This window comes from Mucilaginibacter sp. SG538B, assembly GCF_013376065.1.
Classification (GTDB): Bacteria; Bacteroidota; Bacteroidia; order Sphingobacteriales; family Sphingobacteriaceae; genus Mucilaginibacter; species Mucilaginibacter rubeus.
The window spans coordinates 1,402,675-1,417,871 of the sequence record NZ_JABMJI010000001.1; the positions used below are offsets into that span (position 1 = coordinate 1,402,675).

Here is a 15,197-nt window from a genome sequence, read left to right on the forward strand (position 1 = left end):
GACCTCAAATTGTTTTCTGGAGCGTCGTTGCCTTTAATAGGTTGGCGGCGTTTTTTGTTTTTTATGGCATAAAACTATTTTCAAAAAATACTTGCGCAAGTAAATGCTTGCATTTATATTTGCAAGTACTTACTTGCGCAATTATGAAAGCCAGACGAGATGTTTACCAGGCGATAGCCGACCCCACCCGAAGAGCGATCATCAATATGATTGCTGCACAGCCGCATAACGTGAATGCGATAGCTGCAAACTTTGATGTTACACGCCAGGCAATTTCACTGCATATCCAGATCCTGGCCGATTGCGGTTTGATTAATGTTAAACAACAGGGTCGCGATAGGGTCTGCGAGGCCCGGCTCGATCAGCTTAGTGAAATATCAGTTTGGGTTGATCAGTATCGCCAGCATTGGGAAAATAAATTGGATAACCTTGAGAAATATGTAGTAAACCTAAAAAATGAAAGAAATGGAAAACAATCAAAGTAGCACTACAGATCGCGAATTGCGCTTGACAAGAACATTGGACGCCCCGGTTGAGCTGGTATGGGAAGTTTGGACCCAACCCGAACATATTGCCCAGTGGTGGGGGCCCAACGGCTTCACCAATACCATTAGTAAAATGGAGATTAAACAGGGAGGGGAGTGGGATTTAGTGATGCATGGCCCGGATGGTACCGATTATAAAAATAAGAGCGTTTTTAGAGAGGTCATTCCGCTTAAAAAGATAGTATACGAGCATGTCAGCAGTCCAAAATTTGTTGCAACCATTGAGTTTGACGAACGGGGAGAGCAAACTTTCCTGAGCTGGCACATGCTTTTTGAAACGCATGAGCAGTTTGTACAGGTAGTAAAAACATTTAAAGCTGATGAAGGCTTAAAGCAAAACATCGAAAAGTTAAACCTGTATTTAAAAGATGTGAGGAAGGGATAAACTCTATCGAAGGTCACATAGATCTTCTTTTGTTAATGTATAAAGCGTTATTGAACAATAACGCTTTGTGCGTTTATAGCAGCCCCAATTAAAGAGGTTTCGAATGGCATTAATAGCATTGCCGTCATCACTTTTCATCTGCACATCTGAAATCTGCACATTTATAATCAAAAATTCTTCCGCTGTTTACCGATATAAATCCCCCGTTCGCCGACTAAAACCCGGTGTACATCTAATTTGCCCGAAACCGCTGTAACGTTTTAAAAATGGGGGCGTCTTATCTGTGTATTAAATGAAATAGGAACACAAATAATTGACAATCAAAATATTAATCATCATGAAAACTACAATATTAACAATCGCAGCCTCTTTAGTTTTAGCACTTGGAGTATCAACTGCAGCTAACGCAGCAACCAAAAAAGATAACGGCGCAGCCGTAGTTTTAAACAACGTAAGCAAGATCAGCAAGATCGAAGTTCGCGGCAATGTTGAGGTATATGTATCAGCAGGGCAGAATGACAATGTTAAAGTTTATAACAAGTATTATTCAGAGAGCGCATTGGTACAAAACAACAACGGTACCCTACGTATCACCTCGTACAAAAACGAAAAACTGGTAGTTTGGGTAACTGCAAATGATTTGAAAGCCATCAATGCTTATGACAATGCCGAAGTTAAATCATTCGGAAAACTTGCAGCCCTTGAGCTTAACGTTAACCTTTACAACAATGCATCTGCTAAATTAAATGTTGAAGCTTACGCTGCCACAGTAAACGTTAATGACAAAGCTAAAGCCGAGTTTACCGGTACTGCCGATGTTTACACTCTGAACCATACCCGCGAATCATTTGTAAATAACAACGCTTTTGCAGCAGCAAACTTTACCGATAAGGTAACCAATGCCCCTGCTAAATACACCGTTGAAAACGAATTTGCAGGTCTTTAATAGTTCACTTTCTTAAAAGTCTATTATATATTCAAAAGCTATCACTCAAAATGTGATAGCTTTTTTTAATTTTGATGTAACACTAAACTGCCAACCGGCGTCATAACAACCATACTATGAAAAAATACCTTTTTACCTTCACTATAGCAGGCGCGTTAATAACTACAGCCATATTATCATCATGTAATTACAGATGCGTACATGGTTCGGGAAACCAGACTACAGAGAAACGCAAAGCTGAAGACTTTAAAAAAGTTGAGATCTCGGGCGCGTTTAAAGTACACCTGAAACAGGATAGTTCGTTAACTATCGATATCAAAGCTGATGATAACCTGCTCAAATATATTTCAACTTCGGTTGAAGGTGGTGTATTACATATTAAATCAAAAAAGAATTTCTGCGATCCCGGTGATATGGTGATCAACATCGGCGTGAAAAACCTTGAAGAAATTAAAGCTTCGGGCGCGGTTGAAGTTAATTCTGACGGCAAGCTCAACGCTAAAGATTTCAAGCTTGATCTTTCAGGTGCTACTAAAGTAACACTTGACCTTAACGCGGCCAATGTTTCAACCGATGGCAGTGGCGCCACAGAAGTACATCTTACAGGCCAGGCCGCATCACACAAAATTGACCTGAGCGGAGCCGGTAAAGTAGATGCCTTTGATTTTGTTGTTGGTGACTATGATATCGAAACATCGGGCATTGGACATTGCAAAATCAATGTGCTTAAAACACTGAATGTACATACCAGTGGTGCTTCCGAAATTCAATATAAAGGCTCGCCATCTACTGTAAACAACGATAAATCGGGAGCCTCATCTATCAAAAAAGTTGACTGACCGACCTTATAATAATTAGCGAAGAGGCCGGGGATATAACTAATTCGCGGCTTTTTTTGATTCTATAACCTATCACTATTAAAAATTTGAATGAAAAAGTTTTTAAAATGGACGGCCTATGCAATTATAGCGCTTGTTCTTGTCGCTGTTGCCGGCATCTCCTACATAACCCTGGCATTGCCCAATGTGGGCCAACCCGAAGCTATTAAAGTTGATGCTACGCCACAACGCATTGCCCGCGGTAAGTATCTGGCCAATAATGTAACGGTTTGTCTGGATTGTCATTCTACCCGTAGTTGGGATAAATTTGCGGGCCCTTCAGATTCTACAGTTTCCGGTGCCGGCGGTGAAAAATTTGATGCTTCAGCAGGTTTCCCCGGTACTGTTTATTCACCTAACATTACCCCGTTAAATTTGAGTGGGTGGACAGACGGTGAGATCTTCAGGGCAATGACCACTGGTGTTAAAAAAGATGGGTCGGCTATATTTCCGATAATGCCATGGCCTTATTATGCAAAAATGGATAGGGAAGATCTTTATTCCATCATTGCATATATACGTGCATTAAAACCCAGCGGCAAAAATTATCCGGGCCACCAGCTCGATTTTCCGCTGAATGTTATTGTGCATACCATGCCGCAAAAGGCTGCGTTGGGTAATATCCCCAATCCGGCAGATACGGTAAAATATGGAGCTTATTTATTAAATGCAGCGGCCTGTAAAGAGTGCCACACACAATCAGATAAAGGTAAATTGAATGAGGCAATGGCTTTTGCCGGCGGACAGGGTTATATAGTACCCGGTGGAAGCAAAGTGTTTTCGGCCAATATTACGCCCGATAAGGAAACAGGCATTGGCAGCTGGACAAAAGAGCAATTTGTAAGCCGCTTTACTCAATTTGCCAATGGTAAAATGCAGCCGACACCGGTAAAACCGGGCGAATTTCAAACCATTATGCCGTGGTGGAGATATGGCAGCATGAAAGTGTCCGATCTGGAAGCAATTTATGCTTATTTGAAAACAATAAAGCCCATCAGTAACCATGTTGTAAAATTTGAAAGGAATTGGAAATAGAGATTAGAGGTTGGTTGGGTTTAACGCCCGGTTTTACGGATAGTGCGTTAGCCGCGTTAGGGATTGAAGCGTAAAGCCCGCAGCGAGTGTTGGATTGCGGGCAAGAAAGGCAAGGACTTGCAGCGTAAAGCCCGGGCCGCAGGCAACGCCCATATTATTGTCTGAACCCGAATTTATTGAATTAAAGAATGTACCAGAAATGATATGCAAGTTCAATGTTTTCATCAACTTTAAAAAATTGTTTAATTCTGGTTCAGACAAACACAGGTTCAGACAAATATTTATGCTGTTATCATGTTGCCTTGCCGTTCAACCCGTTTAAAAGCTGCTTCATTTTCCTTGAAAACAATATAAAATCAAGCGCTAATTAAAAATAAATTCATACTTTTGCGCCTCGAATTTTGTATAGCACGGATTAGGTTTTAGGCTATATTTCAAAGGATTAAATTAAATACCCGGTAAAAAGATGAATATTACACAGGAAAAAATTAATGACCTGAACGCAGTTGTTAAAATTAACATCAACCCTGAAGATTACCAGCCACGTGTTGAAAAAGCTATAAAGGAAAACGCTAAAAAAGCAAAAATTCCTGGTTTTCGCCCGGGCATGGTGCCTGCATCGCACATCAAAAAAATGTACGGTAAAAGCATCCTTGTTGATGAGATCAACAACCTGTTACAAGATACTTTAAATAACTATATCGACGAGCAAAAACTGGCCGTATTGGGTCAGCCATTGCCTGCTGCAGATGATAACAAAGAATACAACTGGGATTTTGCCGATAACTTTGAGTTTAGCTATGAATTAGGTTTAGCTCCTGAGTTCAGCATCGACTTTTCATCAAAAGATAAATTAACCCAATACGTAATCAAAGTTGATGACGAAACGCTGGCTTCAAGGATCAAAAACATCCGCCGCAGCTATGGCAAAATGACAAATCCTGACGTATCGGCAGATGATGACGTTCTTTACAGCGAATTGGTTCAACTTTCGGCTGATGGTAGTGTTTTTGAGGGTGGGATAACCAACACGGCATCTGTACGTTTAGATCAGATCAAAGATGAAGCAATCAAAGCTTCATTGATCGGTTTGAAAAAAGGCGATGTGTTAACATTCGATATTCGTAAAGCTTTTGATAACGACGCAGCTAAAATTGCCGGTTTATTGAAAATTGAAGAAGACGATGCAGCTGATTTAAGAGGCGATTTCCAATTAACTGTTAAAAACGTTAACCGTTTAGAAGAAAGTGACCTTAATCAGGAGTTCTTTGACAAATTATTTGGTGAAGGTACAGTGACTACCGAAGAGGAGTTCACAGCTAAAATTACTGAAGAACTTGAAAGCATGATGGTTCAGGATGCCGACCGCAAATTGCAGGACGACATGTACAAACTGGCTATCGCTAAAGTTGATTTCGCCCTTCCTGACGAGTTTTTGAAACGCTGGTTAAAAGCAACCAACGAGAAATTAAGCGATGAGGAATTAGAAGGCGGTTACAACGATTTTGCTCAAAACCTGAAATGGACTTTGATAGAAAACAAGATCATTACTGATAACACAATCGAAATTAAATATGAAGATGTGTTTGAATTAGCTAAGATCCGTTTAGATCAGCAGTTCAGGATGTACAGCCCTACTGCTATCCCTGAGGATCAGTTGGGCCAGTACACTGTTCAGTACCTGCAAAACAAAGACAACGCTAACAAGATATTTGAAGAGGTAAAAGCATTAAAGGTATTTGACTATATCAAAAATGTGATCACTTTAGATAAGCAGGATATCCTTTACACTGATTTCAGTGCATTGGTATCTGCAGCACAGTAAGCTTTTTTCAATCGCCCTTATTAGGGTAGATTTTATAGTATATTCACCAAAAGCAACTCATCGGGTTGCTTTTGGTGTTTTATGAGGTCTTTACCGTATCGCATGCTATTTGCTCTCGCGCTCGTTTGTAACGAGTGCGTAACTGGGTTTGCGTTTATAACGCCTCCGGCCCGCGCGATACAATCGCGAAACCACTTTAAGCACTCGTTGTAAACGAGCGCAAGAAGCATAATCCTGGGTAATAGCCGTAAAATAAACCTTTGTGTAAGTATCATGTAACTTTCGGACTTTACTGACTTTCGGACGTCTGACTTAAAAGAGGCCTTATCAAAAAATTACGTAATAAAAACTATCTTGCAAAAAATCTATTGAACTAAAAACTATATTTATCGCGGGTAAGACGCCCGCATTTCCTAACGAACAACAAACAAAAACCATGAGCAGTAATATCGATAAAAACGAATTCAGAAAATATGCTGTTAAGCATCACCGTATTAACAGCCTTTATGTAGACAAATATATTGCAGGTGTTGAAAGAGGCAATATGCCAACAGGCGGTATTACAACCGTACCAACCGGCATGACACCATACATTCTTGAAGAACGCCAGCTTAACGTACAGGCCATGGACGTGTTTTCGCGTTTGATGATGGACCGTATCATTTTCCTTGGCGATGCCATTTATGATAATATTGCAAACATTATCCAGGCTCAATTGCTTTTCTTACAATCGGCTGATGCTAAACGTGATATCCAGATCTACATTAACTCGCCAGGTGGTTCGGTTTATGCAGGTTTAGGTATCTATGATACCATGCAGTTTATATCAAATGACGTGGCTACCATCTGTACAGGTATGGCGGCGTCAATGGCTGCAGTACTGTTAGTAGCTGGTACTGAAGGTAAAAGGGCAGCGCTTCCGCATGCAAGGGTGATGATCCACCAGCCATCGGGCGGTGCACAGGGCCAGCAGTCGGATATAGAGATCACCTACCAGGAGATCACCAAATTGAAAAAAGAGCTGTACCAGATCATTGCAGATCATAGTGGTGCACCTTACCAAAAAGTTTGGGATGCATCTGACCGTGACTACTGGATGATTGCAGAAGAAGCGAAAGAATTTGGTATGGTTGACGAGATTTTAAGAGGTAATAAAGGAAAGTAATCTTGAGTCCATAAGTCCGATAGGTCGGGAAGTCCGGAAGTAAGCATGTTAAAATCAGAAGGTATTGTTGCTTTCGGACTTTACAGACTTCCCGACTTACGGACAATACTTTGTTTTTTACCACTAATTTTTTAACTTTGAGTAAGAAGACAAATCAGATGAATAAAAACAGCAAAGAGATCAGGTGTTCATTTTGCGGTGCCGGTAAACAGGATTCCCTGATGTTAATAGCAGGACTTGATGCACACATTTGTGACAAATGTGTGAACCAGGCCAATGAAATATTGGCTGAGGAGTTGAAGGTACGTAAAGTGAAGTCATCGCCTCTGGCGCCGGCCCTGCTTAAGCCATCAGAAATGAAGGCACATCTTGATCAGTATGTTATTGGGCAGGATGATGCCAAAAAGATACTTTCGGTAGCTGTATATAATCATTATAAACGCTTAAATCAGCGTATTGATAAAGATGAGGTTGAGATTGAAAAATCAAACATCATCATGGTAGGTGAAACAGGTACGGGCAAAACCCTGCTTGCTAAAACACTCGCCAAAGTACTTAACGTTCCGTTTTGCATTTGCGACGCTACTGTGCTAACCGAAGCAGGCTATGTAGGGGAGGACGTTGAAAGCATCCTGACCCGCTTACTGCAATCGGCCGATTATGATGTAACCCTTGCCGAAAAAGGTATTGTTTACATTGATGAGGTTGATAAAATAGCCCGTAAAAGCGATAATGCTTCTATCACCCGCGACGTATCCGGAGAAGGTGTACAACAAGCACTATTGAAGATATTAGAAGGTACCATGGTTAACGTACCACCACAAGGTGGCCGCAAACACCCGGATCAGAAAATGATCACGGTAAATACCAGTAACATCCTTTTCATTTGCGGAGGCGCCTTTGATGGTATTGAAAGGAAGATCGCCAATCGACTGCGTACCCAAACTGTTGGTTACAAGTTTAAGCACGATGAGGGCGATATCGATACTAAAAACTTCTATAAGTATATTACACCGCAGGATTTGAAATCATTTGGTTTAATCCCAGAGCTGATAGGCCGTTTGCCGGTGCTTACCTACCTCAACCCGCTTGATAGGGAAGCATTGCACAATATCCTTACCGAGCCTAAAAACTCATTATTGAAACAGTACAAAAAACTGTTTGAATATGAAGGTGTAAAGCTTGATTTTGAAGACGAAGTACTGGAGTTTATTGTTGATAAAGCAATGGAATTTAAACTTGGCGCGAGGGGCTTACGCTCAATATGCGAAGCTATCATGATTGATGCTATGTTCGAGTTTCCGTCAAAAAAGGATGTGAAACGGTTGAACGTAACATTGGATTACGCACGCGAGAAGTTTGAAAAATCGGATCTGAAAAAGTTAAAAGTAGCTTAACGCACAGTATATAAGCAAACACTTATATTTATTAAAAAATAAAGCGCGCCCTGGTTCTCATACCGGGGTTTGCTGTATAAAAAGAAATCATATGAACGAAGAATTAAACATTAAAAAGGACGGAGATGCCTTACCACCGCCGGTGAAAGAAGTGCAATCGCCCATAAAATCAGGATTAAAAACAAAAGAAGCAATTGTTGCTAACTGGTTACCGCGTTATACCGGCCGACCGCTTGAAGCATTTGGAGAGTATATTATCCTCACCAATTTTTCAAAGTATATCCAGCTGTTTTCGCAGTGGAATGATAACGCGCCTATTATGGGGCTTGAAAAACCAATGCAAAGCGTTACAGCAAACGGTATTACCATTATTAACTTTGGTATGGGCAGTTCGGTTGCGGCTACTGTTATGGACCTGCTCACAGCCATTCACCCCAAAGCTGTCATATTTTTGGGTAAATGCGGAGGCCTTAAGAAAAAGAACAACGTAGGCGACCTGATCCTGCCGATAGCCGCCATCCGTGGTGAAGGTACATCAAATGACTATTTACCGCCAGAGGTCCCTGCCTTGCCATCATTCGCACTGCAGAAAGCCATCTCAACTACCATCCGTGATTATTCACGTGATTACTGGACCGGTACCTGCTACACCACTAACCGCCGCGTTTGGGAGCATGATAAAGTTTTCAAAAAATACCTGAAAGATCTGCGTGCCATGGCCGTTGATATGGAAACAGCTACTATTTTTACCACCGGTTTTGCCAACAAGATTCCTACAGGTGCGTTGCTGTTAGTGTCAGATCAGCCGATGATTCCTGAAGGTGTAAAAACCGCCGAAAGCGATTCGTCAGTAACAGAGCAGTTTGTTGAAACACACCTGCACATAGGTATCGAATCGTTAAAGCAGTTGATCAATAACGGGTTAACGGTTAAGCATCTTAAATTTTAGTCATTTTATTCATTGAGTCATTTTGTCATTAGGTCATTTTTTTAATAGCTTAATGAATAAAAGACTTACGAAGTTTTTGAAACTTCGTAAGTCTGACAAAATGCAAAAATGACTTAATGACCTGATGCCCCAATGACCACTTGTTTCATCCCCTCTCTGCCGTAAAATACCGGAAAATACATCATTTCGGCTTTGGCCGGATTTAGGGTGTATTTACCGTTGTAACGGGGGATGAGATTTACGGTGAATGTATATTTGCCCTGTTTAAGGCTTCGGCAAAATATGCTTACTTTCTCTTTAAAATATTCGCGGTGTACTTCATTGTTGTCCCATTGCTGCTCCTTACTCTCGTACGAGCATCCGGCAGGTATCGGGATCTCTATCATCACAAAATCAGCATCGCCGCGGGCTGTTACTTCTGCTTTTAATAATACAGGTTCACCGCCTTTCAGGGTGGTTATTGTTTTTTCCTTGCGCTCAAACCAGGTATTTACTGTAAAATCTTTACTTACTTTTTCGGGCTTGTTGTTCCAAAACTGCTGATAGCCGGTAATGTATACAGGCAGGCTGCCTGTTTTACTGATACTGATTGTTTTATCAGTTAGCGTTGCCGAATAAGGGAATTTGTCGATCGTTTTTGTATCGGTGCCTGTAAGCCTGATCTGCGATGGTTGAACCTGTTTATTTTCTGTCAACAGATCTGGCAGAATAGTTTCCAGTATCAGCGCCGATTCATAAGTATTACGCCAATCTCCAAGACGGCGTTGTTCAAGGAAGTAGCCGCGGATCTTGGTTAATAGCTCGGGATGCCTGCCTTCGTTTTTGATAATGCGGTAGGCTAATACACTCAACTGTACCGAATTATCAAAAAAGCGATAACCGTCTTCGCCCCAATATAGGTTACCAAACATAGTATGTTTGCTTGTGTTGATTAAACTGTCCATTTTTATGGGTAGGGCAGATTCCTGCCGCAATAACATCATTCTTAACTTATCATAACCCGACAACTTATAGTCGAAGTTTTTTTGTTCCTTAACCTGCTCTTTTTCAATGTCTGTTACATACTTCTGGTAATCAACTTTAGCTTTCAGTTTATGAAGTAACTCAAGGCAAAGTATTTTGTCCCTGCGTTTGTAACTTTCAAGCTGAAAGACGAGATAGTCGGTTAATTTTTGTTTATCCAGTTCAACAGCGTAACCCTCTTTTTGCGCATCTATCAATGCTTCTACCACATGCAGGCTAATCCAGAGTTCTTCGTTACTATCCTTCCACCAGCCCCAGGTACCGTTACTTTTGCGGTTTTCCTGTAGCTTTTTAATTACGTCTTTTATATTTCTCTCGTATTTAAACTCTTCGCCCAAAAACTTTTTAATGTGTCGTTCCATGAGCAGGCCTTTCAATTTTGAAGCCAGCTGCTCATTGCACAGATACTTGTACTCCCTCAGCTTGCGGGTTTCTTCAGTCAACACAGGCAATACCGAAGCCTCGGCCCGAAAAGTAACAGGGCCCAAAGCCGGATCAAATTTCATGTTCACCGTGGTATCGCGGTCAAGTGCCTCAAAAACTCCTTTGGTTTCTTTAACACCCTGCGGCATTACCGGGATCCTGCGTTGCTCGCCGTCAAAATAGCCGTTATCCCGTTTAATGGTGTATTCAAAAGTGAGGCTGTCGGTAGGATTGGTAGAAGCAGCGGCAGTAGCAGTAATGGTAAGTGTGTCAATTTTAGAGTTTTTAACTTCCAGCTCGTCTTGTTTCAAAGTCTGGCCGTTGTATTTAAAAATTCGGGTAAGCTTCGCGGAGGTATTGTTGTAGTTCATTACCTTACCAATCAAGTTCATTTCGTCGCCGGCTATGGCAAATTGCGGTGCGACAAAATTTGCGCTTAATGGTTTATATGATTTGATACTGCTTTCGGTAAAGCCGGTTTGCTTGTTGCCCGTTATGCCGATGATAAATGTTCGCCAGTTGGTGATATCATCAGGGTAATTAACCATGAAACTTGCTTTGCCATGTTCGTCAGCAGTCAGTTTAGGTTGCCAGTAGGCATAATCAGAAAAGTTTTTACGCATGGTTTGCGAACTGCCGGTTTGTGTACTGTCGGCCCTTTGGCCTCCAGCCAAACCCGGTTTAGCTTTGGTTCTGATCACGATGACGCCATTTGCACCACGCGCACCATATATAGCAGTGGCGGCGGCGTCTTTCAATACACTAATTTCTGCAATGTCTTCTTTATTTACGTCAGATAGTTTATCAACAATCTCGCCATCCACCACAATCAGCGGCTGGGCCGACGGTGATGAACTAATGCCCCTAATCATGATATTGGCTTCGTTACCTACTGTCAGGCCAGCAAGCCCGCCTTCTAAGGAAGATACGGTTGCTATCGATCCGGTCATTTCCGCTTTTCGTTGCACGCCATACCCAATAACCACTACTTCCTGCAAGGATTTTGAGCTGGGTTTTAAGACTACCTTGATAGTTGCACCGGGTTGTATGCTTAACTCCTGTGTTTCGTACCCTATAAAGCTTACAATGAGTTTGCCGGTTTTGGGTACTTTTAATTTAAAGCGCCCTGCTATGTCAGTTTGCGTACCTGTTGATGAACCCTTTACCCTTATGGTTACGCCGGGTACAACCAATTTATCATCGCTGGCGGTAACTATTCCGCTCATCATATCGCCGAAGTTGCCGGTATCAAGGTATTTATCATTAAACGCTTCTTTTATTTTCAGGGCATCGTTTTCTATTTCCCGGTCACCGTGATTATAGCCGCCCGTCCTGTTATTGATAATGTTGCTGATCCGGACACCTACCGAATCTTTGCCATGAGTGGGCAGTACCTCAAAGCTGTAAAAATTAGTACCGCCTGTTTTTATGGTTACATTTTCTTTAATATCATAACTATCGCCCTTAAGCAAAAATAAAAGCCTGTAGCTGCCGGCGTTTAGGTTGTTAATGTATGTGGTATTGCCGGGATAGATCAATAAAAAGTCCGGGTCATCATATTTATAAACGATCAGGTTTTTAACCAGCAGTTTTTTGCCCTTAGGTTGATCGATGCTCATACTTAGTTTACCTGTTTCGCCGGTGATGGTAGGGTTTACAAAAAGCGATTGCGTGTTGCTGCGCAGGTCAAGATATTGCTGCCAGATACTTTCGGCCTCGGGTTGGGTAAGTACCTGTTGTGTATAATCATCTGCCGGGCCCTGGTATGACGATAGTATGGGGTTGAAGGGATAAGTAGTGGGGATACTTTTTTGTTTAATAAGGCCGGGCTCAAACTGAAATGAATAACCTGGTTCGGCAACAAAACGTCGTGATCCGCTGCCTTGTACATCTAAATTGGCAAAGTTTTCGGCCGACGGACCTATGAGTACGCTGTTGTTCCGGTAACCATAGTTCGGGTTGGGATTGATCATGAATACCTTTTCGTTTTGGGTAAGGAGGGCCATCTTCCAGCCAAAATTATTGATAACGGTAATCAGGTAACGGTTGATGAGATCGCATTCATAGGTACTCAATGTATCCAAAACCTTTGTTGAGTGCGCATTATCCGCATTAATGCTGAAGATCAGCTTTTTCGATTTTTGTACATCCACACTATCTACCCAAACGTTTTGATGGCTGGTCCTGAACCGGAACATGTGCCTGCCCGGCGATACCGCGAAGCTGTAGCGTTTAAGCTGCTGTGTTTGGTCGAAGTATACCGGCCGGTCATCAATATAAAGGATATGTACGGGCAGTACATCGCCGTTTTTAATCACAAAAGGCGCTACCTGGGTTAGCGAGTCTTTGGCGTCTTCTTCAACCCGGTAAATTTTGTTGGGGTGAGTAAACTGGTAGTAGGCAATACTGTCAAGCCCCATTTCCTTACTCCAGCGCTTCCAGTTGAGCTGTAATGAACCATCGCCATTTATATTGCCGGTATTAAAACCCATTTTTTGCTTGCGATACGGAAAACCTTTGCCAAGGTAGGGCACATACGGCGCCTTGTAGTCGGCAAACTTACTCGTCATTGACCAGGCCGTTAAATCAGCATTGGCTACAGGCTGGCCTTTGGCATCGGTAACCACGATGTCGGTTTTGGCTTGCTGCCCGGGATAAACGGACACAGGCTGACGAACGTTGATGGTCAGCAGCTTATCGCGGTACATGATATCGGTGGCTTCGGTTTTGCTTTCGCCTGCCCAGATATAATGCACCTGAAAGTTTAGGAGGTTTTGATCATTATAAGCACGTACATAAAACAGGTTATTGGCCTGCCCTGCATCAATTAATTTGTTGCCGCCAAATACCGAATACCAAAAATGCAGGTGCCGCGGGTTGTCAACCTTTACAAACACCGAATCGGCGGTGCGGTAGCCCGATAGCGAGATGCCGGCGTTATTATCTTTTAGGTCGAGGTCGGCATAAGCGCTGTCTGTTTCGATATTGTAACTATCGGCATAAGGATTGATGATGGTTTTTGCCGGGAGCATTACCCTGACCCTGGTTATGGTATCATACTTTGCGTTAAGGGCGCTGATGGTAGCCATAGTTTGTACGGCCTTACCATTATCAACGGCGGTACTCATCAATGTATCGCCGTTTAACTTGGCGGTAATACTAAATCGGCTGTACCGGTAACTCATATCGTTATTGGCCGATTGCTGTTCGTTATTACTGTTCAGAAATTCTGAATTAATGGTGTAAGTAATATCTGCCTTAGGAAAGATGGAATCGGGGATAATTAGCCTGGTTTCACCAACCGGGTCAAGCTGTAGCTGGTGTGTCCAAAGCTGGTCGGGCACAAAAGTGTAGCTTTGCCTGCGCGTACCGGTGCCACGGGTATTGAATGTAACAGTAACCCTGCCATCCGTAACCGGCAGGTTATTTTCGTCAATTGCTTTTAAATATAATGCAGCCGGATTTCCGGGCCCATGTTCTTCTTTATCAACCCTGGTGCTGAACGTAATTGATTTAAGCTCGTATTCTTCATATTTAAACCGGCCAGTCAAAAAAACCTTGCGTTTGGCTAAAAAGCCCTGATCGTCATCGCCATCATAATCATCAAGTTTGTATTTTTCGCTTGACGGATCTTCGAGCGAGATGGTATAATCTTCATCAAGTGAAAGGTCAAGACTATCTGTGAGGGCGAAACTATATACATAAGCCCCGTCGAGGTAACTGTTTACTTTGCCGATGATCTTACCGTCATCCTCATACCGCTCTTTGAGCCGTACCAAAAGCTGAGCTGCGTTTACAGGTTGTTTTGATTTTTTATTTAAGATGATCGCCTTGAATTTTACCGTATCATGTGGTTTATAAATGGCCTTGTTAAAAACCATGAAGCCTTCATAATTATCTGCGGGCTGATGGCTGTAATATTTATCGTGTCCCTTAAACAGGTTTTTAAAGCGTTTCCAGGTAGCTTTAAAAAAGCTCATATGGCGATACGGATTATAATGATAATAAGATGAGCGCTGCTGTTTTTTTATAGCGTAGTAATTGGTTACGCCCGCGTAATCAACTTTTAGTATGGTATCCCTTTTTGAAGGGTTAGCTATATACAAGCCGGCTTTTGAATCATAAGTAACGGTATGATTATTAAACTGCACTAAAGCGTTGTTAATGGCTTTACCTGTCTGATCAACTAAAATAAAGCGGAGGTCATAGTTATTAGCCAGCAGTTTTAAATTGGCCGAGCGGTTTTCGATAAGCGAATAGCTTAGCACGTTCTTTTTGGCAACTACTTTCAAATAGTTGCCGGGAGGGAGGGTATTGTTCCATTTATCGTTTGTTTTAAACGAATCAATGGGGTTGTGTAATATTTGCTCATCAGGTTTTTTACGTGGGTAGCGGTAAAATTTAAGCACATCACCAGCCGTTATTTTATATATGTAGGTATAATAACTGCTTTGCCGGCTTGGGGTAAGCGGCTTTTGCCCAAATGCGGCAGTTATACAAAAACTTAAGAAACTAAAAAATAATAACGATTTTTTTATTGGTGCCTGCATGTTTAGGTATATTTTATGGTAATTGTCACCGGTTTAAATTTATTACATTTATGCTTGTGTGTTTATAGGATGCAGA

The 15,197-nt window shown here is 41.9% G+C and carries 11 protein-coding genes; 9 read left to right on the forward strand and 2 right to left on the reverse strand.

Annotation, left to right across the window (positions count from 1 at the left end; translation table 11 throughout):
- Positions 1-143: 143 nt before the first annotated feature.
- The 5 genes from FHW88_RS05690 (at position 144) to FHW88_RS05710 (ending at position 3,789) form a co-directional block, all read left to right on the forward strand.
- On the forward strand, positions 144-485 hold the full coding sequence (locus FHW88_RS05690) for an ArsR/SmtB family transcription factor (RefSeq protein WP_176623802.1): 342 nt from the start codon (positions 144-146) through the stop codon (positions 483-485).
- The gene (locus tag FHW88_RS05695; protein ID WP_176623804.1) at positions 466-930 is read left to right on the forward strand and encodes an SRPBCC family protein; all 465 of its coding nucleotides are present in this window, start codon (positions 466-468) and stop codon (positions 928-930) included. Before FHW88_RS05690 ends, FHW88_RS05695 begins: the two co-directional genes overlap by 20 nt.
- Before the next feature lie 337 nt (positions 931-1,267).
- Positions 1,268-1,876 (forward strand): GIN domain-containing protein, encoded by a 609-nt coding sequence (locus FHW88_RS05700; protein WP_176623806.1) that lies wholly within the window; start codon positions 1,268-1,270, stop codon positions 1,874-1,876.
- Between the two features lie 116 nt (positions 1,877-1,992).
- A complete protein-coding gene (locus FHW88_RS05705; RefSeq protein ID WP_090524528.1) occupies positions 1,993-2,715 on the forward strand; it encodes a head GIN domain-containing protein in 723 nt (240 codons plus the stop codon).
- A gap of 90 nt (positions 2,716-2,805) precedes the next feature.
- Positions 2,806-3,789, forward strand: a complete 984-nt coding sequence (locus tag FHW88_RS05710; RefSeq protein ID WP_176623808.1) for a cytochrome C — start codon at positions 2,806-2,808, stop codon at positions 3,787-3,789.
- Positions 3,790-3,822: 33 nt separating this feature from the next.
- Here the strand turns inward: FHW88_RS05710 and FHW88_RS05715 are convergent, their stop codons facing one another.
- Positions 3,823-4,014 (reverse strand): hypothetical protein, encoded by a 192-nt coding sequence (locus tag FHW88_RS05715; RefSeq protein ID WP_176623810.1) that lies wholly within the window; start codon positions 4,012-4,014, stop codon positions 3,823-3,825.
- 241 nt (positions 4,015-4,255) lie between these two features.
- Here FHW88_RS05715 and tig point away from each other — a divergent pair, with 241 nt between their 5' ends.
- The 4 genes from tig (at position 4,256) to FHW88_RS05735 (ending at position 9,125) form a co-directional block, all read left to right on the forward strand.
- A complete protein-coding gene (gene tig, locus FHW88_RS05720; protein WP_176623812.1) occupies positions 4,256-5,614 on the forward strand; it encodes a trigger factor in 1,359 nt (452 codons plus the stop codon).
- A 436-nt stretch (positions 5,615-6,050) separates the two neighbouring features.
- Positions 6,051-6,779 (forward strand): ATP-dependent Clp protease proteolytic subunit, encoded by a 729-nt coding sequence (locus FHW88_RS05725; RefSeq protein WP_090524532.1) that lies wholly within the window; start codon positions 6,051-6,053, stop codon positions 6,777-6,779.
- A 158-nt stretch (positions 6,780-6,937) separates the two neighbouring features.
- Positions 6,938-8,176, forward strand: coding sequence for an ATP-dependent Clp protease ATP-binding subunit ClpX (gene clpX, locus FHW88_RS05730; protein ID WP_090524534.1), 1,239 nt, complete (start codon positions 6,938-6,940; stop codon positions 8,174-8,176).
- A gap of 91 nt (positions 8,177-8,267) precedes the next feature.
- Positions 8,268-9,125, forward strand: a complete 858-nt coding sequence (locus FHW88_RS05735) for an AMP nucleosidase (protein ID WP_090524536.1) — start codon at positions 8,268-8,270, stop codon at positions 9,123-9,125.
- Positions 9,126-9,238: 113 nt separating this feature from the next.
- Here the strand turns inward: FHW88_RS05735 and FHW88_RS05740 are convergent, their stop codons facing one another.
- Positions 9,239-15,121, reverse strand: a complete 5,883-nt coding sequence (locus FHW88_RS05740; RefSeq protein WP_176623814.1) for a carboxypeptidase-like regulatory domain-containing protein — start codon at positions 15,119-15,121, stop codon at positions 9,239-9,241.
- Positions 15,122-15,197: the final 76 nt, after the last annotated feature.